Origin of the sequence: Segnochrobactrum spirostomi (assembly GCF_009600605.1) — a bacterium.
GTDB classification, from domain to species: Bacteria; Pseudomonadota; Alphaproteobacteria; order Rhizobiales; family Segnochrobactraceae; genus Segnochrobactrum; species Segnochrobactrum spirostomi.
Window position 1 is genome coordinate 160,612 of record NZ_VWNA01000003.1, and the last position, 18,048, is coordinate 178,659.

General features: G+C 69.8%; 15 protein-coding genes. 11 read left to right on the forward strand and 4 right to left on the reverse strand.

Going from position 1 to position 18,048, the window contains the following annotated elements; all coding sequences use genetic code 11:
- The first annotated feature begins 20 nt into the window (after positions 1 to 20).
- From F0357_RS20985 to fhuF, 3 genes are read left to right on the forward strand one after another with little or no spacing between them, the layout of a single operon-like run.
- Positions 21 to 893, forward strand: a complete 873-nt coding sequence (locus F0357_RS20985; RefSeq protein WP_153489401.1) for an ABC transporter substrate-binding protein — start codon at positions 21 to 23, stop codon at positions 891 to 893.
- Positions 890 to 2,908, forward strand: coding sequence for a Fe(3+)-hydroxamate ABC transporter permease FhuB (gene fhuB, locus F0357_RS20990; protein ID WP_153489412.1), 2,019 nt, complete (start codon positions 890 to 892; stop codon positions 2,906 to 2,908). The genes F0357_RS20985 and fhuB overlap by 4 nt, the downstream gene beginning before the upstream one ends.
- Complete coding sequence (gene fhuF / locus F0357_RS20995) at positions 2,905 to 3,681, forward strand: siderophore-iron reductase FhuF (RefSeq protein WP_153489420.1); 777 nt, start codon at positions 2,905 to 2,907, stop codon at positions 3,679 to 3,681. Before fhuB ends, fhuF begins: the two co-directional genes overlap by 4 nt.
- Here fhuF and F0357_RS21000 read toward each other — a convergent pair.
- The 3 genes from F0357_RS21000 to F0357_RS21010 are packed head-to-tail and all read right to left on the reverse strand — an operon-like array spanning position 3,671 to position 6,878.
- Positions 3,671 to 4,522 (reverse strand): TIGR01459 family HAD-type hydrolase, encoded by an 852-nt coding sequence (locus F0357_RS21000; RefSeq protein WP_153489424.1) that lies wholly within the window; start codon positions 4,520 to 4,522, stop codon positions 3,671 to 3,673. The two genes, fhuF and F0357_RS21000, sit on opposite strands and share 11 nt — an antisense overlap.
- Positions 4,519 to 5,793: an FGGY-family carbohydrate kinase gene (locus F0357_RS21005; RefSeq protein WP_312861767.1), complete on the reverse strand. Its 1,275-nt coding sequence runs from the start codon at positions 5,791 to 5,793 to the stop codon at positions 4,519 to 4,521. The genes F0357_RS21000 and F0357_RS21005 overlap by 4 nt, the downstream gene beginning before the upstream one ends.
- Entirely contained in the window at positions 5,790 to 6,878 is a 1,089-nt protein-coding gene (locus F0357_RS21010; protein WP_153489433.1) for a class II aldolase/adducin family protein, read from the reverse strand. The genes F0357_RS21005 and F0357_RS21010 overlap by 4 nt, the downstream gene beginning before the upstream one ends.
- Positions 6,879 to 7,068: 190 nt before the next feature.
- On the opposite strand from F0357_RS21010, the gene F0357_RS21015 reads away from it, so the two are divergent.
- From F0357_RS21015 to F0357_RS21040, 6 genes are all read left to right on the forward strand, one after another.
- Positions 7,069 to 7,890 carry a DeoR/GlpR family DNA-binding transcription regulator gene (locus tag F0357_RS21015; RefSeq protein WP_312861768.1) on the forward strand — a complete coding sequence of 274 codons (822 nt, stop codon included), beginning with the start codon at positions 7,069 to 7,071 and terminating at the stop codon, positions 7,888 to 7,890.
- Positions 7,887 to 9,254: an FGGY-family carbohydrate kinase gene (locus F0357_RS21020; RefSeq protein ID WP_153489440.1), complete on the forward strand. Its 1,368-nt coding sequence runs from the start codon at positions 7,887 to 7,889 to the stop codon at positions 9,252 to 9,254. Before F0357_RS21015 ends, F0357_RS21020 begins: the two co-directional genes overlap by 4 nt.
- Positions 9,255 to 9,351: 97 nt before the next feature.
- Positions 9,352 to 10,872 carry a sugar ABC transporter ATP-binding protein gene (locus F0357_RS21025; RefSeq protein WP_153489451.1) on the forward strand — a complete coding sequence of 507 codons (1,521 nt, stop codon included), beginning with the start codon at positions 9,352 to 9,354 and terminating at the stop codon, positions 10,870 to 10,872.
- Positions 10,869 to 11,843 carry an ABC transporter permease gene (locus tag F0357_RS21030; protein WP_153489454.1) on the forward strand — a complete coding sequence of 325 codons (975 nt, stop codon included), beginning with the start codon at positions 10,869 to 10,871 and terminating at the stop codon, positions 11,841 to 11,843. The genes F0357_RS21025 and F0357_RS21030 overlap by 4 nt, the downstream gene beginning before the upstream one ends.
- A complete protein-coding gene (locus F0357_RS21035) occupies positions 11,840 to 12,817 on the forward strand; it encodes an ABC transporter permease (protein WP_153489458.1) in 978 nt (325 codons plus the stop codon). The genes F0357_RS21030 and F0357_RS21035 overlap by 4 nt, the downstream gene beginning before the upstream one ends.
- A 70-nt stretch (positions 12,818 to 12,887) precedes the next feature.
- Positions 12,888 to 13,994: an autoinducer 2 ABC transporter substrate-binding protein gene (locus tag F0357_RS21040; RefSeq protein WP_153489460.1), complete on the forward strand. Its 1,107-nt coding sequence runs from the start codon at positions 12,888 to 12,890 to the stop codon at positions 13,992 to 13,994.
- 96 nt (positions 13,995 to 14,090) lie between these two features.
- Here F0357_RS21040 and F0357_RS21045 read toward each other — a convergent pair whose 3' ends face one another.
- The gene (locus F0357_RS21045) at positions 14,091 to 15,662 is read right to left on the reverse strand and encodes a D-aminopeptidase (protein WP_153489463.1); all 1,572 of its coding nucleotides are present in this window, start codon (positions 15,660 to 15,662) and stop codon (positions 14,091 to 14,093) included.
- A gap of 328 nt (positions 15,663 to 15,990) precedes the next feature.
- Here F0357_RS21045 and efeU point away from each other — a divergent pair, with 328 nt between their 5' ends.
- Both efeU and efeO read left to right on the forward strand, forming a co-directional pair.
- On the forward strand, positions 15,991 to 16,863 hold the full coding sequence (gene efeU / locus F0357_RS21050; protein WP_153489466.1) for an iron uptake transporter permease EfeU: 873 nt from the start codon (positions 15,991 to 15,993) through the stop codon (positions 16,861 to 16,863).
- On the forward strand, positions 16,860 to 18,044 hold the full coding sequence (gene efeO, locus F0357_RS21055) for an iron uptake system protein EfeO (protein ID WP_153489468.1): 1,185 nt from the start codon (positions 16,860 to 16,862) through the stop codon (positions 18,042 to 18,044). Before efeU ends, efeO begins: the two co-directional genes overlap by 4 nt.
- Positions 18,045 to 18,048: the final 4 nt, after the last annotated feature.

The following is an 18,048-nucleotide window of genomic DNA, read 5'->3' on the forward strand; positions in this document are numbered from 1 at the left end:
TCGGAGACGAGGGCGTGGCGATGATTGAACTCGATCGGCGCAGCGTGCTCGCTGCGCTGGCGGGCCTCGGTCTTGGACCCGCGCGCGCGGCCGAGTCCGGGCGGCGCATCGCCGTGCTCGATTATGGGCTCGCCCAAACGATGCTCGCTCTCGGCGTCGCACCGATCGCCATCGCCGAGGCGGGGGAATGGCTCAAGTGGGTCGGGGCGCCGCCGTTGCCGGCCGAAATCGTCGATCTTGGCACCGACCGCGAGATCAACCTCGAAGTCCTCGCTGCGGTGAAGCCGGACCTCGTGCTCTCGACCCCCTATCTCGAGCAACTCACGGCCTTGATCGCGCCGATCGCCCCGGTCGTCTCGCTCCCGATCTACAGCGACGCGCGGGCGCCGCTGCGGCTCTCCGTCGAGGCGGCGCGGCGGATCGGGGCGATCACCGACCGCGCGGACGCCGCCGTACGTCTCGTCGCCGAGGCGGATGCGAAGTTCGCGGTGCTCCGGTCGCGGTTCGCGGCGCGGCCGCAAGCCCCGCTTCTCCTCGTCAATTTCGTCGATGAGCGGCATCTGCGCGTCTATGGCGGCGCGAGCCTCTATCAGGATGTGCTCGACCGGGTGGGGCTCGCCAACGCCTGGGCGCGGCCGACCAACGATTGGGGTTTCGCGACGATCGGGCTGGAGGCGCTCGCCGATTTCCCCGAGGCGCGGCTGATCGTGTTCGAGCCGATCGGACCGGATATCCGCGCGGTGCTCGCCCGTGGTCCGCTCTGGTCGCGTCTGCCCCTCGTCAAAGCCGGGCGCGTGTCCATCGTGCCGACGGTGCTGATGTTCGGCACGCTGCCGTCGGCGACGCGCTTCGCGGACATCCTGGACGCCACCCTTCCGGAGGCTGCGGGATGAGTATCGCAACGCTGCCGTTCGGATCGTCCCGCCGCTCCGCGGTGTGGGGGCCGATCGCACTCGCCGGCGGGCTCGGCCTGCTGGCGATCGTGGCGACGGTGATGTCGCTGGCGTCGGCGCTGCCGATGGTGCGGTGGCCCGCCGCCCTCGCTGCGCCGGACCTCGACGATATAGGCCAGGCTGTCGTTGTCTTCAGCGTCTTGCCGCGGGTCGCCGTCGCCCTTCTCGCCGGAGCTGGGCTCGCGCTCGCCGGCACGTTGCTGCAGCAGGTGCTGCGCAATCCCCTCGCCGAGCCCGCGACGCTCGGGATTGCCGCGGGGGCGCATCTCGCCCTTGCCCTCGCGACCTTGTTCGCGCCGGTCCTCCTCGTGTTCGGGCGCGATGCCGTCGCCCTCGGCGGTGCGGCGCTCGCGACCGCTGCCGTGCTCGGCCTTTCCTGGCGGCACGGTTTCGCGCCGGTGCACGTCGTGCTCGCCGGCCTGGTTGTCGGGCTCTATTGCGGGGCGAGCGCGGCACTGCTCGTGCTCCTGCACGAGCGCTATCTCGAAGGGCTCTTTCTCTGGGGGGCCGGCTCGCTGGTCCAGCAGGACTGGACCGCGACCGTCGCCCTCCTGCCGCGCCTCATCGTCGTCGCGGGCTTCGTCGCGGTGCTCGCTCGTCCTTTCGCCATGCTCGATCTCGGGGACGAGGCGGCCCGCGGCGTCGGCCTGCCGGTCGCGCGGGTCCGCTTCGCCGGGCTTGCGCTCGCCGTCGCCCTGACGGGTTTCGTCGTGGCCTCGATCGGCGTCATCGGCTTCATCGGTCTCATCGCGCCGACCCTCGCCCGGCTCACGGGCGCGCGCACTTTCCGGATGCGCCTGTGGACCGCGCCGCTCATCGGCGCGGCGCTGCTCTGGCTCACCGACCAACTCGTCCAGCGCCTCTCCGGTGCGGGGGGCGAGCTCTTGCCCGCGGGCGCGGTGACGGCGCTCCTCGGCGCCCCGCTGCTGTTCTGGATGTTGCCGCGCCTTCGCTTCGAACCGCCGCGGGCCGCGGTCGCCGGACCTGTGCTCCGCCGTGCCGGCCGCGGGCGGGTCCTCGGCCTCGCCGCCGCCCTCGCCCTCGTCACGATCTTCGCGCTCGTCGTCGGCCGCACGCCGGACGGACATTGGGGAACGGCGTTCGGCGACCTTGCGGCGTGGGAGCGGGCCTTGCCCTGGCGCTGGCCCCGGATCGTGGCGGCGCTCGCGGCCGGCACGATGCTCGCCCTCGCCGGCACGCTGCTCCAGCGCTTGACGGCCAATCCCATGGCGAGCCCGGAAGTGCTCGGCATCTCCTCGGGCGCCGCCTTCGGGCTACTCGCCGTGCTCCTCTTGGTCGCCGATCTCGGCAGGCTCGGACAGTTCGCGGCGGCCTGCTGCGGCGCGCTCGTCGCACTCCTCGCCATCCTCGCCTTGAACCGGCGATCCTCCTTCGCGCCCGAACGCGTCCTGATCGCCGGGCTCGCGCTCGGGGCGCTCCTCGACGCTCTTGTCGGCGTCCTGATGGCGAGCGGCGATCCGCGGGCGCTGCGCATGCTCAATTGGCTTGCCGGTTCGACCTACGGGGTCGACGGCCACGCTGCCCTGATGGCGCTCGGCCTCGCACTCGTTCTGGCGGCTGTCGCCCCCTTGCTCGCGCGCTGGCTCGACCTGATGCCGCTCGGCGCACGCACGGCATCGGCCGTCGGCGTCGATGTGGCGCGGGCGCGGGGGGCCGTGCTTCTCGTCGCGGCGGCGCTCACCGCCGGCGGCACCCTGGCCGTCGGACCCTTGAGCTTCGTCGGGCTGATGGCGCCCCATCTCGCCCGCCGCCTCGGCTTCCGCCGCGCCGGCGGGGAAATCGCCGGAGCCGCACTCGTGGGGGCGGCGCTGATGGTGGCGGCGGACTGGCTCGGCCGCGTGATCGATTTTCCGCGCCAGATGCCGGCGGGTCTCGTCGCGGCGGTGATCGGCGCCCCGCTCTTGATGGTTCTGCTCCGGGGACGGCGCCGATGACGGGCTCGCCGCAGCAACCGATGCCGATCCGTGCCGCGCTCGAGGAGCTTTTCCAGGGCGAGCTGGAACCCTACGCACGGATGATGTTGTTCAGCGCCGATCCGCGCGGCGGCCTCTCCTGCGCCGCCTTGCGCGATCCGGTCGTCCTCGACGAACGTCTCGCACATTTCGGGGCCGCTTTCCCCGGCGCCGATCGCCGTGCGGTCGCCTCCTTCTGGTCGCAATATTATTTCGCCGTGCTGACCATCCCGCTTGGGCTCTCGATGGTGGTGCTCGGCCGCATGCCGGACCCCGCTCTGGAGACGACGGATCTCGTCTGGGATCCGTCCGGCGGCGGTCCGAGCGCGATCCGCTTTCGCGACGAGCGGGGCACGCCCGAACGCCCGGTCACCGATCTTTTCGAGACGATGATCGAGGCCCATCTCGCGCCGATGATCGCGGCCATCGCGGCTCATGCCGGGCTCGCACCGAAACTTCTTTGGAGCAACGTCGCCGGCTATTTCGAGTGGATCGTGCAGGAGATGCATCGCCGTCGCAGCGAGCTGACGCTCGCGGCGCGCGGCGCGGCGATCGACGAAGCCGTCGCCTTCTTCGATTGCGCGGTCCTGCCGTCGGGCACGCGCAATCCGCTGTTGAAGCCCGTGCGCTATGTCGAGGAGGGGGGCGAGATCGTGCGCCGCCGCCGCATCTGCTGCCTGCGCCACATGCTGCCGGGCGTCGGCGGCTGCGGGGCGACCTGCCCTGTGCCGGAGGGTCGGGGCGCTACGGCCTGAAGCCGCGCGGCATCAGGAAGCGCGGGGCGTAGCCGAGCCGTTCGGTCTGATCGGCGAGCGCGGCCGGGCTCAGGTCGGCCGAGAGGCCGGTCGCCGTAAGGACCGCGTCGACGCCGAAATCGACGGCGCCTTTGACGTCGTGCAGGAGGCTGTCGCCGACGCAGGCGAGGCGGCTCGGGTCGGGCGATCCGGCGAGGGCGTAGGCGTGCTCGTACATCACGCGGAACGGCTTGCCGATGCGGATGACCGGCCCGCCCATCGCCTCGTATTCGGCCGCGATGGCGCCGGCCGCGGGTGCGGTGCCGGTCACCGTCAGCTTCTCGAGGTCCGGGTTTGTGCACACCGCCACGACGCCGCGCGCCGCCGCCGGGCGTAGCATGTCGCGGTAGGCTTCAAGGGTGACGGTCTCGCCCTGGCTGCCGGCGATCAGGATGAGGTCGGCGGCGGCCGCGTCGCTCACGGGCACAAGGCCGAGCGCCTCGGCAAGGGCCGTGTCGCCGCTCGTCGAGATGGTCAGACAGGTCTTGCCGGGGGCGAGCCGGATCGGCGAGGCGTCACCCGACAAAAGGGCGCGCGCGACGTCGCCCGAGGTGACGAAGGCCTCGTAGAGATCCGGTCCGATGCCCATGCGAGCGAGACGCTCCGCGTTGTGGCGGCCGCTGCGGCCGGAATTCGACAGCACGATCACCTTGCGGCCGGCGTCGCGCAGGGCTGCGAGCGCGTCGCGCGCGCCCTCGTAGACATGGTCGTCGCCGCGCAGCACGCCGAACTGGTCGACGAACAGCCAATCATAGCGATCGATCAATCCGGCAATGTCGATCACACCGGTCGCGTAGGTCATGGCAGGGCGTGGTTCGCGAGAACGAGACGGGCGGCGCCGGCCGCGGCGTCGGTGGAGAGCGCCTCGCGCATCGGCACGCCGAGCCGGGCGGCGCGGATCTTGGTCCAGCCCGCGCTGCGGGCGCCGCCGCCGACGCTGCGCACGCTTTTGAGCGCGGGGGCGCCGTGTTCGGCGAGGCGCCGGTAGCCGAGCGCCTCGATGGCGGCGATGCCTTCGAGCACGCCCTGGAAGAAGCGCGCGTCGTCGGCCGGCCGCGGTTCGAGGCGCGGCGGAAAGGCCGGGTCGGAGACGGGGAAGCGTTCGCCGGGGGCGGCGAGGGGATAATAATCGAGCCCGGTCGGATGGTCGGGGTCGAGCGACGCGGAGAGCGCCTCGATTGCGGCGTCGCCGAACAGGGCCTTCAGCACCGCGCCGCCGCTGTTGGAGGCGCCGCCGGGAAGCCACAGGTCGCCGATGCGGTGGCTGTAGATGCCGTAGTCCGAGGCGAAAACGGGACGATCGGACAGCAGCTTCAGAACGAGGGTGGAGCCGAGCGCGGTGACGCCGTCACCGACCTCGCGGGCGCCGGTCGCCAGGAACGACGCGCAACCGTCCGTCGTCCCGGCATGGACGATCGCGGCGGCGGGCAGGCCGAGGGCGCGTCCCGCGGCGCCGACCGCACCGAGCCCGGTGCCGACGCGGCGCACCGGCGGCAGCAGGCCGACATCGAAGCCGGTCGCCGCGATCCAGGCGGGCCAGCTTTCCGTTTGGAGATCGTAGCCCGTCTTGAGCGCGTTGTTCTCGTCGGAGACGACGATGCCGTCGCCGAGCCGGGAGGCGACCCAGTCGGCCTGATGGAGAATGCGCACGGTGCCCGGCCGGTGCGCGAGTTCGATCGCCTTGCCGAGCGGGCTCGTGCCGCCGAGGGCGGGGCTATCCGCCGGCGCGGCGGCGGCGATCGCCGCCAGCGCGGCCGGATCGGTGCAGCGATCGTTGTAGAGCAGGGCATCGCCGATGGGTGCGCCGGCGGCATCGAGCGCGAGCACGGTGCCGGAGGTGCCGTCGACCGCGAGCCCGGCCACGCCGTCGAGGGGCGTGGCAGATCGCAGCGCGCCGAGGCAATGCTCTACCCCGGCCCACCACGCGGCCGGGCGGCGCACCTCGGCAGGGGTCTCGAACGGGTGCGAGGCGGTCGCGACGGTCTGCCCGGCCCGGTCGAGGGCGACGGCGCGCACGCCCGACGTGCCGATGTCGATGCCGATCGCGAAGGCGGACGAGGTGGCCTCGGTCACGAACGGCGCCCGCGGTCGAGGCCCTGGCGGTAGGTTTCCGCCTCCCAATGGGTGAGTGCCCAGCAGGCCTTGGGATCGAGCACGTGGATCGGCTCGCCGAGCGGCACGCGGGCGGTGACCTCGGCGAGGCAGCGCACCATCGTGAGCCCGCCCGGGGTCAGGTCGCGGGCGACGAGCACGCCCGCGCCGGGAACCAGGATGACCTTCGGTGCCGGCCAGCCGTTGGCGGCGAAGGCGGCGAGCACGTCGGCGACGGTCTGGCCCGCGTCGAGGCGGCCGACCCGCTCGCCGAGGAAGATGACGTGATCGGGATAAAGCGGGCCGCCGAGCGCGATCGGCAGGCTGTCGGGCGAGAGGGCGGGAGCGTGGCTCGCCGGATCCCCGACCGGGGCATAGGCGGTGCCCTCGGCGAGGGCTTCGAGGCGGGCGAGGTCCGGCGCGCCGGCGGGGCGCGGCGTCTGCGCGAGGGCGGCGGTCACCCGCTCGATCCGCTCCGCGACGGTCGCGACGTCCGGGCCGCCGATGACGATGCCGTGATTGCCGAGCACCCAGATGTCGGCCGAGCCGCCGGCCGCGCACATGGCGAGGGCGATCGGAACGCCCGGGCGGCAATAGGGCACGAAGCGCCAGGTCAGATCCGGCACCGCGGCCGCGAGCCGGGCGCCGATCAGCGCCTCGCCGCGCTTCAGGACCGCGAGCGCGATGGTGTTGACGCAGTGGAAGTGCGCGACCACCCGCTGGGGCATGACGGCGTGGAAGCTCGTCTCGATGGACGGCCGCAACCCGGCTTGGTTGAGGTCGGTGCGGACGAAGGCAGCGACGTCCTCGGCCGCGCCGGGATCGCAGGCGAGCGCCGCCCGCATCCGCGGCACGTCGACCGGGACCATGATCGGGTTCGTTTCGGCATTCTGGAGCCAGGTGCCGGAGGCCTTCACCCAGAGGGTGTCGCCGTCCTTGATGGACGTGTTGCCGCCGGCGCCCTGGGTGCGCGTGATGTCCCGGCCGATCCGGGCCGAGAGCGCGAGGAAGGCCGGATAATCGGGCAGGCTGTCCGGCAGGGCAGGAGCATTTTCTTGTTGTGTCATGGCGAGCGGCCTTGGTCCGGCTCCGCCTCGATGTCCGTCCGGCATCGACAGGCGCTGATGATGCAACATATGCATCACGCGACGTATCTCCGTCAATTGTGAAGAAGATAGATCATCCCGCTTGTCAGGCCCGCGGAACTGTGATGATAGTGTCGCAAAGAATGACAAAACGGAACAGGGGAGGCGAGCGGTGACGGAGTCCGATCGGCATCATGCCATCGTCGACCTGTTGGCCGAGCGTCCGTTCGCCTCCGTGCGCGATCTCCAGGAAGCATTCGGGGTTTCCGCCGCCACCATTCGTCGCGATATCGATAAGCTGCACGAGCGGGGTCAGGTTCGCAAGGTCTATGGCGGCATCGCCTCGGCCGCCGCGATCGCGCCCGGTCAGCGGCCGGCGCTGCCCTACAGCGAGAACCGCGACATTGCGGTCGATCAGAAGCGGGCGATCGCGGCGAAGGCGTCGAGCCTCGTCGCCGACGGCGACACCCTCATCATTCACGGCGGCTCGACCTGCTACAATCTCGGTGTGCTGCTCGCCCAGCGCAGCGTGCGCATCTATACGAATTCGATGCCGCTCGCGGCTTATCTCGGCGAGCAGGGCATCTGCCAGCTCACGGTGGCCGGGGGCGACGTCTACCGCGAGCCGCGGCTGATCTACGGTGCGGATGCGGTGCCTGCCTATTACGCGTCGAAATTCTTCGTCGGAGCGCAAGGGATCGGGGCGGAAGGCATCCTCGAATCCCATCCGCTGCTCGTCAAATCGATCCGCCAGCTCGGCGACTGCGCGGACGAGGTGATTCTGCTCGCCGACAGCCGCAAGTTCTCGATCCGCGCCCGCCATGCGGTGCTGCCGCTCGAGCGCATCGGTCGGATCATTACCGATAGCGGCCTCTCCGACGCCGACGCCGCGATGCTGGAGGCGGCGGGTGTCGCGATCCTGATCGCCGATGCGCCGACCGCGTCCCAGGCGGGCGCCGCGTACGCCGGTGCCATTCAGGGAGCCGCCGCATGAGTGCCGCGGGAGCGATCGCCGTCTTCGATCTCGGCAAGACGAACTCGAAGCTGATGGTCTTCTCCGCGGACGGCAGCGTCGTCGCGGAAAGCCGCACCGCGCCGTCCTGGCGCCAGCACGAGACATTCCGCGTGCTCGACGACGTCGCGCTCGAGCGCTGGATGCGCGCCGAGCTCGCCGCGGCGGTCCTCGCGCATGGCGTCGAAGGCGTGGTCGTGTCCGGTCATGGCTGCACCTTTGCGCTCGCCGGCGTGAGTGAACTCACCCATCCGGTGCTCGACTACGAGCAGGAGCCGCCGGCGGACGTCGCCGCGCGCATCGATCCGCTCGTCCCGCCCTTCGCCGAGACCTTCTCGCCGCGGTTGCCGCTTGGCTTCAATTTCGGCCGGCACATCCTCTGGGTCGAGGATGTCGTGCCGGACGCGGTGGCGCGGGCCGAGGCGATCCTGTGCTATCCGCAGTTCTGGACGTGGCGCCTGTCGGCGCGCGCGGTCGGCGAAATCTCCTATCTCGGCTGCCACAGCCACGTCTGGGCGCCGCTCGCCGAGGATTATTCGTCCCTCGTCGATGCGCGCGGATGGCGTGCCAAGATGCCCCCGCTCGCCCGCGCCGGCGCCGTGGTCGGGACCCTCGATCTGCCCCTGGCCGACGGCTCATCCCGCAGCGTCGCCGTGCACAATGGCGTCCACGACAGCAACGCCTCGCTCTATTTCTACCGGGCGCTCGGCTATCGCGACTTCACGATGGTCTCGACCGGCACCTGGGTCATCGTGATGAACCCGGATTGCCCGCTCGACGCCCTCGACGAGACCCGCGACATGCTCGCGAACGTCGCCGTCGACGGCGGTGGGGTCGCGACCGCCCGTTTCATGGGCGGGCGCGAGTTCGACGTGATCTCCGGCGGCCTCAAGCGTCCGATCGAGCCCGCGCTTCTGGCGGCGCTCGTGGCTCGCGGCGCGTTCGCGCTGCCCTCCTTCGCCTCCGGCGGACCTTTTCCCGGCGCCGAGGGGCGGATCGTGGGGGAGGTCGAGGGCGACGAGGAGCGCGCCGCCCTCGCACTCCTCTACGTCGTGATGATGACCGATCTCACCCTCGATCTGACGCGCTCCGCCGGGGCGATCATCGTCGACGGCGGCCTCGCCCGCATCCCGGCCTTCACCGGGCTCGTCGCGGCGCTGCGGCCGGACCAGGCGGTACTGGTCGGATCGAACCCAAACGGCAGCGCCTGCGGCGCCGCGGCGCTCGCTTTCGAGGCGACGGGCCGTTCGCCGTTCGCCGAGACGTGCCGCGCAGTCGAGCCGATCCCGGTGGCGGGCTTGGCCGCGTATCGAGACCAATGGCGGGCCCTCGCCGGGCACCGCTGAGAACAGAGGCGGCCGCCGACAGGCGGACAGCCCGAAACGATGCCGGGGCGTGGCTGCCCGGGATCGAGGAGAGGATACGGCCGATGAGGAGCGCGTCATGAGCGCCGATCCCGTCCCCGTGCTCAGTTTGCGCGGGATCTCGAAATCGTTCTCGGGCGTCACGGTGCTCAAGGGCGTCGATTTCGACGTGCGTGCCGGCGAAGTCCATGCCCTGCTCGGCGAGAACGGCGCCGGCAAGTCGACCCTCATCAAGGTGATGGCCGGCCTTCACCAGCCGAACACCGGCGAGATCGCGATCCGCGGCGTCACCACCACCTTGGCCTCGCCGCGCGAGGCGCATGCCGCCGGCATCGCGACGGTTCACCAGGAATTGCTCCTGTTTCCGGACCTGACGGTCGCCGAGAACGTCTTTCTCGGCCAGACGCCGAAGACGTCGGCCGGCCTGATCGATTGGCAGACGATGCGGCGCCGCGCGCGCGAACTGCTCGACCGCCTCGATTGCCCGGAACTCGACGTCGATTCCCGGGTGGGCGCGCTTTCCGTCGCCAACCGCCAGCGCGTCGAGATCGCCCGGGCCCTCGCTCAGGACGCCCGCGTCCTCATCATGGACGAGCCGACCGCCGCGCTCGTCGAGGCCGATGTGCAGCGCCTGCTCGACATCGTCCGCAAGCTCAAGGCGGACGGCGTCGCGATCATCTATGTCAGCCACCGCATGCCGGAGATCTTCGCGCTGTCCGACCGCGTCACCGTGCTGCGCGACGGCGAACTCGTCGGCACCCGCGACATCGGCGAGGTCGACGAAACGCGGCTCGTCTCGATGATGGTCGGGCGCGAGATCGACAAGCTTTATCCGCCGAAGCAGGGCGAGACCGGCAAGGTGATGCTCACCTTGAAAGGGGTGAGCCACCGCGACGTGGTGCGCGACATCTCCTTCGATCTGCGCGCCGGCGAGATCGTCGGCCTCGCCGGTCTGATCGGATCGGGGCGCACCGAGACGGCGCTGACGCTGTTCGGCATCACCCCGGCCACCGGGGGCTCGATCCTCGTCGAGGGGCGCGAGGTGCGGGTGTCCTCGCCGGAGGCGGCGATCGCGCTCGGCATCGCCTATGTGCCCGAGGATCGCGGTCTTCAAGGCCTCGTGCGGTCGCAGACCATTGCCGAGAACATCGCGCTCGCCAATCTCGACCTGCTCTCGCGCGGGCCCTTCGTCGACACCGGGGCGGTGTTCCGGGCCGCGCGGGACGCCATCACCCAGTTCGGCATCCGCGCGCGCGGACCGGCCCAGATCGCGCGCCAGCTCTCCGGCGGCAATCAGCAGAAGGTGGTGCTCGGCAAGTGGCTCGCCACCAAGCCGCGCATCCTCATCCTCGACGAGCCGACGCGCGGCATCGACGTCGGCGCCAAGGCCGAGATCCATCAGCTCATCCGCCGGCTCGCCGGGGAGGGGATGGCGATCCTGATGATCTCGAGCGAACTGCCGGAGGTGCTGGGCTTGAGCGACCGCATCCTCGTCATGCGCGCCGGCCGCATCGTCGCCGAATTCGCCGGCGCGGCCGCGACCCCCGAAGCGGTCGGCGCCGCGATGACCGCCTCGAACGCGCCGCGGGAGGCTGCATGAGCTCCGCGTCCCCCACCATCGGCCGCTCGGCGTTCCGTCGCTTCACGTCCGGCTACGGCCAGGAAATCATCGTCGCGCTCGCGATCGTGGTGATCTTCGTCGTGGTGAGCGCGATCAATCCGCGCTTCCTCACCAACACCAACGTCAACTCGATCATCGCCGGCAACGCCTACATCGCGGTCGCCGCGATCGGCATGTCGGTCATCATCATCTGCGGTCACATCGACGTGTCCGTCGGCGCTCTGATCGGGGTCGTCGCCACCATCGCAGGCACGCTCGCGGTCAAGGGCTATCCGCTCCCGATCGCCTGGGGCCTGCCGATCCTCGTCGCGATGGTGATCAACGCCCTCGTCGGTGCCCTCGTCGCCTATGCCCGCATCCCCTCGATCGTCGTCACGCTCGGCATGCTGTCCATCCTCAAGGGCGGGCTCATCATCTCGACCGGCGGTACGTGGATCAGCGGCATGCCGCCGGAGTTCATGATCGCCCAGATGCGGCCGTTCGGCATCCCCTCGACGGTCTGGTTCATGGTGATCCTGACCGCGATCGCCGCCTTCCTGATGCGCGCCACCGATGCCGGGCGCTCGATTTATGCGGTCGGCGGCAATGTCGAGGCGGCGCGCGCGGCGGGCATCGATCCGGCGCGGGTCACGGTCGGCGCCTTCGCGGTCCACGGCCTCTTCGCGGGCATCGCCGGCATCCTGTTTGCGACCCAGCTCCAGGTCATCCAATCGACCGTGCCGCCCAACCTCGAGCTCACCATCATCACCGCCTCGGTGATCGGCGGCGTCTCGATCCTCGGCGGCACCGGTACGGTGATCGGCTCGACGCTCGCGGCGATCCTGTTCGCCACCATCGGCTCCGGCCTGATCTTCCTCAACGTGTCCGCTTATTGGCTGCGCGCGGTGCTGGCGCTGCTGATCCTCGCCACCGTGATGGCCGACATGATCCGCCGGAGGCGCGCCACATGACCAAGGCACTCGAAGCCCGCAAGGGGCGCGACCATGCCGGCCTGCTGCGGTACGAAACCGTCCTCGCGATCATCACGATCATCGCGCTCGCGGTGCTCGCCAACATCACCAACAAGTTCTTCACGGTCGACAACCTGCTGAACCAGGGCCGGCTGATGGCCGAGGTCGGGCTCGTGGCGCTCGGCATGACGTTCGTCATCGTCACCGGCGGCATCGATCTCTCGGTCGGCTCGATCCTCGGCCTGACCGCGATCCTGCTCGGCGTGTTCTGGCACAATGTCGGCATGCCGCTGCCGCTCGCGATCGTCGCCGCGATGGTCTGCGGCACCGCGGCCGGCGCGCTCAACGGCTACGTCATCACCCGCTTCCGCGTGCCGCCGTTGATCACGACGCTTGCCACCCTCGCGCTCTATCGCGGGCTCGCGGAAGGCATCAGCCAGGCGCGCTCGGTGCGCGGCTATCCGGAATGGTTCTTCTTCTTCGGCCAGGGCGAGGTGCTGGGCGTGCCGGTGCAGCTCTGGACCCTGGTGATCCTGATCGCGGTCGCCGCGATCGTGCTCGGCCGCACCAAGTTCGGCTACGCGACCTATGCGATCGGCGCCAACGAGACGGCGGCCCGCTTCTCCGGCATCCGCGTCGATCGCGTAAAGCTCGCGATCTATGCCGGCACCGGCTTCCTCGCCTCGCTCGCCGCCGTGATCTTCGTCTCGCGGGTGACGACCACTCGCTCCGACATGGGAACCGGCATCGAGCTCGACGTCATCACGGCGGTCGTGCTCGGCGGCACCAGCATCTTCGGCGGCAAGGGGACGATCGCCGGAACGGTGCTCGGGCTCGTGCTCATCCAGGCTTTGAAGAACGGCCTGTCGCTCTCCGGCGTGAAGGGCGACGGAACCATCGTGGTCATCGGTGTGGTGCTCATCGCGGCGATCCTCGCCGGAGCCCTCATCGACCGGAACAGGGGCGGGAACTGAAACAAGGGACCGGAGCGCGCGCCCGCCCCGCGGCGCGAAACCGGCCCAACCTGATGCGGAGGAGAAAAAGATGAAGACGCTCACCCTGGCCGCCGTGCTGACGGTCGGCCTGATGGCCGGAACGGCCTATGCCGCCTCGCCGTGGACCGGCGGCGACGACCTGCCGACCAACCCGCTCGCCTGCGACGCGACGCCGGCGACCCCGGAAGCGAAGCCCTATGACGGCGGCACGCCGACCAACGCGCCGGACCGCAAGGGCAAGGAGATCACCGTCGTCGACGTGCCGAAGCTGATCGGCATCGGCTACTTCAACGCCACTTCCAAGGGCATCGCCGAGGCCGCCGCCGAGATCGGCAACATGAAGGCGACCACCGACGGCCCGAACAAGGCCAACATCGACGAGCAGATCACCTTCATCGACAACGACATCACCCAGGGCGTGGACGGCATCCTGTTCGCCGCCAACGATCCCGTGGCGATCGCGCCGGTGCTGAAGAAGGCGCTCTCGAAGGGCATCAACGTCGTCGGCTACGATGCCGACGCGACCCACGACGCCCGTCAGTGGTTCGTCAATCAGGCCCAGTTCAACGGCATCGCCAAGGCGCTGATCGACAACATGGCGAAGGAAGCCGGCGAGGACGCGGGCGTCGCCATCGTCACCTCGACCTTCACCACGCCGAACCAGGCGCGCTGGATCGCGGAGATGGCCGCCTACGCCGCGAAGTGCCATCCGAAGCTGCAGTGGCTGGAGACGGTCGAGGCCCAGGAGGACAACAACCTGTCCTTCAACCAGGCGACGACCCTCATCAACAAGTACGGCGACAAGCTGAAGGGCATCTTCGGCATGACCTCCGTCGCGACGCCCGCCTCGGCGGAAGCCGTGACCCAGGCCGGCCAGTGCGGCAAGGTCGCGGTCGTCGGCCTCGCCACGCCGAACGCCATGAAGCCCTACGTCCAGAAGGACTGCGTGAAGTCCGTCGTGCTGTGGAATCCGGTCGATCTCGGCTATGCCGCGGCCTACGTGATGCGCGCGACCGCCGACGGCACCCTGAAGCCGGGCGACACCTCGGTGAAGGCCGGCAAGCTCGGCGAGCTCAAGGTGATCAACGGCAGCGAGATCCTGCTCGGCCAGCCGTTCGTCTTCACCAAGGAGAACATCGGCAACTTCGACTTCTGATCGGGCGAGTCTCCCCGATCCCTTGTCTCGCCGCATCCTCGACGCCGCGGTTCGGGTCTCCCCGGGCTGCGGCGTCGCCGTTTTCGAGAGACCGGCTCAGGCCTTGTCGAACGCGACGTTGCGCGCGAGCCAGCAGCCGAAGGTCACGCCGACAACCGCGCCCTTGTCGTCGCGGCGCACGAGGACCGTCCAATCGCCGGGCGAGGGGGCATCGAGCGAGCGCTGGCACGGCATCCGCCAGACATCGCGTCCGACCGGATAGAGCGGCTGTGCCGCACCCTTGCCGAGAAACCCGTCGAACGCGGCATAGAGCGCGCCGCCCGCGGAGGTCACGGTGAGCGTTGAGCCGAGCTCGTCGGAGCGATAGACGCCGTCGATGTCGCGCGCCGCCTCGCCCTCGACCGGAGAGAGCCGGGTCGCGAGATTGTCGGCAGGCCGCTCCAGGCGGAGGCCGGCACCGGCATGGACGAGGACCATGCCGTCGCTGCGGGCGACGCCGTCCGTGCTGACCGTGAGGATCTCCGCGCCCGTGCCGTACCGCGCCGAGACTTTTCCGCCCGGCAGCGGCGCGAGGTCGAGCAGGAGGCCGGTCTCCTCGTCGAGGAAGCTGCCGGCGAACGCGCTGGCATGGACGTCCGACCCCGTGGCTTGCGGCGCATCCTCCCCGAGCGCGGCGGCGAGAACCGAGAGCGCGGCGCCGCGGGCATCCCCGGCATGGTTGAAGAGCACCACGACCGACAGCCGCGCGTCGGCGAGGTGGAGACGATGGCTGCGCCAGCCGCGGAGCGCGCCGCCGTGTCCGGTCACGACCCGTCCGTTGCGCAGCGTGCGCGAGAGCCCGAGGCCATATTGGGCGGGGTTGCCATCCGCGAACGTGGTCGGATGGGAGAGGCGGCGATAGAGGCCGTTCGGTTCGTCGCGGGTGCGATCGATGAAGCGCTCCCAGGCGATCATGTCGTCGAGCGAGGCGCACAGGCCGGCGTCGCCGCTCCAATGGATGCGGTTGATGCCGGGCACGAAGCCGTAATTGGGATCGCCGTCATAGCCGACCGCGCCGCCGGGCACGGTGCGCGTCTCCGGACCATAGACCGCCGTCTCCATGCCGGCGGGCCGGACGATCCGCTCCATCAGCAGCTCTTCGAACGGCTTGCCTGCATGGGCCTCGAGCGCCGTGCCAAGCACGCGGAAATTGCCGTTCGAGTAGGAATAGCGGGTGCCCGGCGCGAAATGGAGCGAGGTGGTCCGCCCGATCAGCGTCTTGGCGTCCTCGGGGCGGAACTCGCCCTCGGGTGCGGCGCCGCACAGCACCGTGAGCGCCCAATAATCCCGCAGGCCTGATTGGTTGTCGGCGAGGTTCGCCGCCGTCGGCACCGGCCCGTGCAGCTTCGGCATCTGGGCCGCGACCGCCGCATCGAGCAAAGCCGGATCGCCGACGAGGTCGAGCATCAGCGCGCAGGTGAACTGCTTGGTGATGGAGCAGATCGGCACCAGGGTCGTCGGCGCGAACGGGATGCGGGCCTCGAGATCGGAATAGCCGAACGCATGGCGCACCACGACCTCGCCGTCCTTCACCACGGCGACCGCGCCGCCGGGGCCGCGGAAGCGTTCGGGCAGCGTGGCGACGGCACGGTCGAGGCGGGCGGCGTCGAGGGCGGGACGGTTGGTCATGAGGAACTCCGGCAAGGCGAGGCGGATCGAACGATCGGATTGATCCGCGGCGAGCGCCGACCGGGGCTGACGGGCTCTCCGCGCACGCACCATATCAGGCGGGCGCTGCGTCGCCACGGTGATCGCGTCCTGCCGCTCTCAACGCTTGCCGGAATTGTGATCTGTTTCAGAAATGTTCAGCAATATTTGCCAACAACGCTGAGTTTGGTATTGTAACAATTCCAATATAAAGCTTAGTCGCAATGATATCTTGAGCAGGCGCCGTAAAGGGTATAATCGAGCGAACCGAAGACTTCTCGTCCTTGTTGGATGAGAGAAGGGAAATCGGATGCTCGCTTCCTTCCTGATCATGCTGCGCGAGGGCATCGAGGCGGCGCTGATCACCGGCATCATCGCCAGTTACCTGAAGCAGACCGGTCGCACGCAATGGATGCCGGCGGTCTGGCTCGGGATATTGCTCGCGGTCGCGCTCTCGCTGTTCGCCGGGGCGGCCTTGCAGATCCTCAGCGCCGAGTTTCCGCAAAAGCAGCAGGAACTGTTCGAGGCGATCGTCGGCCTCGTCGCCGTCTGCGTTCTCGTCTCGATGGTCTTCTGGATGCGCAAGGCGGCGCGCTCCATGAAGTCGGAATTCCAGCATTCGATCGAGGCGGTCTTCGCCAGCGCGGACGCGGCGAACGCCACGCCCCTGAGTGCCACTTGGGCGCTGATCGGCATGGTCTTCTTCGCGGTGGCGCGCGAGGGGCTCGAGTCGGTGTTCTTCCTGCTCGCGATCTTCCAGCAGAGCACCGGGCCTGCCGCTCCGCTCGGCGCCTTGGCCGGCCTGCTTTGCGCGGTCGTGATCGGCTACCTTATCTATGTCGGCGGCGTCCGCCTCAATCTTCGGCGCTTCTTCCGCTGGACCGGCGCCTTCATCCTGATCGTCGCGGCCGGCATTCTCGCGAGCTCCGTGCGTAGCCTGCACGAGGCGGGGCTGTGGAACGGCCTCCAGACTCAGGCCTACGACACCAGCGGCATCCTGCCGGCGTCCGGCCCGCTCGGAACGCTCCTCGCCGGCCTCTTCAATTATCAGGACACGCCGACGATCGGCGAGGTTCTCGTCTACGTCGTCTTCCTCGTCGTGAGCCTCTATCTGTTCCTCCGTCCGCACGGGACGGCGGGTCACGGTGGGGCGTCGGCGGCCGCTCGCGGATCCCGCTCATGAACAAGTCGTCTCCCTCGCAATCCGCGCCGCCCCGCTTCTTGCCGCTCGCCATCGCCGGCGCCGCGATCCTCGTCGCGGCCGGTGGTGCGCTGTTCTACTTCGCGACCGTCTCGAAGCGCACGCCGGTGAACGACGGCGCGATCGCGGTGGAGATCGGGGACAAGGCCTGCACGCCGAACGCGCTGACTGTGCCGGCCGGGCGGCGCACTTTCGCCATCCACAATGCCTCCACCCGGCCGGTCGAGTGGGAAATCCTCGACGGCATCATGGTCGTCGAGGAGCGGGAGAACATCCTGCCGGGCTTCAGCCAGACGCTGACGGCGACCCTGAAGCCGGGCTCCTACGAGATCACCTGCGGCCTGCTCTCCAACCCGCGCGGCACGCTCACCGTCACGCCGTCGGCCGAATCCGATGCCGCGGCGAAGACGGGCGTCGATCTCAAGGCCTTCATCGGACCGTTGTCCGAATACAAGGTCTATCTCGTCCTGCAGAGCATGAGCCTCGTTTCGGCGACGAAGAAGCTCGACGCGGCGATCCAGGCGGGCGATCTTGCCCAGTCGAAGGCCCTCTACGAGCCGGCGCGCGAGCCCTATCGGCGGATCGAGGCCTTGGTCGGCCGCTGGTCCGATCTCCAGAACGCCATCGATCCCGGCGCCGCCTTCCTCGAAAAGCGCGAGCAGGACCCGGCCTTCACCGGCTTCCACCGCATCGAATACGGCCTGTTCACGCAGAGCAGCACGGTCGGGCTCGCGCCGGTCGCCGACAAGCTCGTGACCGACGCGACCGAGCTCCAGACACGACTCAAGGCACTCAAACTGACGCCCGCGGACCTGACCGAGAACAGTGCGCGGCTCGCCCGCCGGCTCGCCGACGGCAGAATCGAGAGCGGTGAAGCGATCTACGCCCACACCGACCTCGCCGATCTCGACGCGAGCCTCGCCGGGATCGGCAAAACGGTCGCGCTGATCCGGCCGATCCTGCCGGCCTCGGCGGCGGCGGTCGGCACGGCGCTCGATCAGGCGATGACGAAGGCGCAGGCCGCCCTCGCCACGCTCAAGGGTGCCCAGGGCTACCCCGCCTACGACACCGTGGACGCAGCACAGCGCAAGGCGCTCGCCGACGATTTCCGCGCCCTGGCCGACAGCCTGGACGCGGCTTCCAAAGCCCTTTCCGTGGAATGATGCG

Excerpts from the sequence above, each read along its gene's own strand:
- F0357_RS20985 (WP_153489401.1), top strand. The coding sequence starts at position 21 with ATGATTGAACTCGATCGGCGCAGCGTGCTCGCTGCGCTGGCGGGCCTC.
- fhuB (WP_153489412.1), top strand. The coding sequence starts at position 890 with ATGAGTATCGCAACGCTGCCGTTCGGATCGTCCCGCCGCTCCGCGGTG.
- fhuF (WP_153489420.1), top strand. The coding sequence starts at position 2,905 with ATGACGGGCTCGCCGCAGCAACCGATGCCGATCCGTGCCGCGCTCGAG.
- F0357_RS21000 (WP_153489424.1), bottom strand. The coding sequence starts at position 4,522 with ATGACCTACGCGACCGGTGTGATCGACATTGCCGGATTGATCGATCGC.
- F0357_RS21010 (WP_153489433.1), bottom strand. The coding sequence starts at position 6,878 with ATGACACAACAAGAAAATGCTCCTGCCCTGCCGGACAGCCTGCCCGAT.
- F0357_RS21020 (WP_153489440.1), top strand. The coding sequence starts at position 7,887 with ATGAGTGCCGCGGGAGCGATCGCCGTCTTCGATCTCGGCAAGACGAAC.
- F0357_RS21025 (WP_153489451.1), top strand. The coding sequence starts at position 9,352 with ATGAGCGCCGATCCCGTCCCCGTGCTCAGTTTGCGCGGGATCTCGAAA.
- F0357_RS21030 (WP_153489454.1), top strand. The coding sequence starts at position 10,869 with ATGAGCTCCGCGTCCCCCACCATCGGCCGCTCGGCGTTCCGTCGCTTC.
- F0357_RS21035 (WP_153489458.1), top strand. The coding sequence starts at position 11,840 with ATGACCAAGGCACTCGAAGCCCGCAAGGGGCGCGACCATGCCGGCCTG.
- F0357_RS21040 (WP_153489460.1), top strand. The coding sequence starts at position 12,888 with ATGAAGACGCTCACCCTGGCCGCCGTGCTGACGGTCGGCCTGATGGCC.
- F0357_RS21045 (WP_153489463.1), bottom strand. The coding sequence starts at position 15,662 with ATGACCAACCGTCCCGCCCTCGACGCCGCCCGCCTCGACCGTGCCGTC.
- efeU (WP_153489466.1), top strand. The coding sequence starts at position 15,991 with ATGCTCGCTTCCTTCCTGATCATGCTGCGCGAGGGCATCGAGGCGGCG.
- efeO (WP_153489468.1), top strand. The coding sequence starts at position 16,860 with ATGAACAAGTCGTCTCCCTCGCAATCCGCGCCGCCCCGCTTCTTGCCG.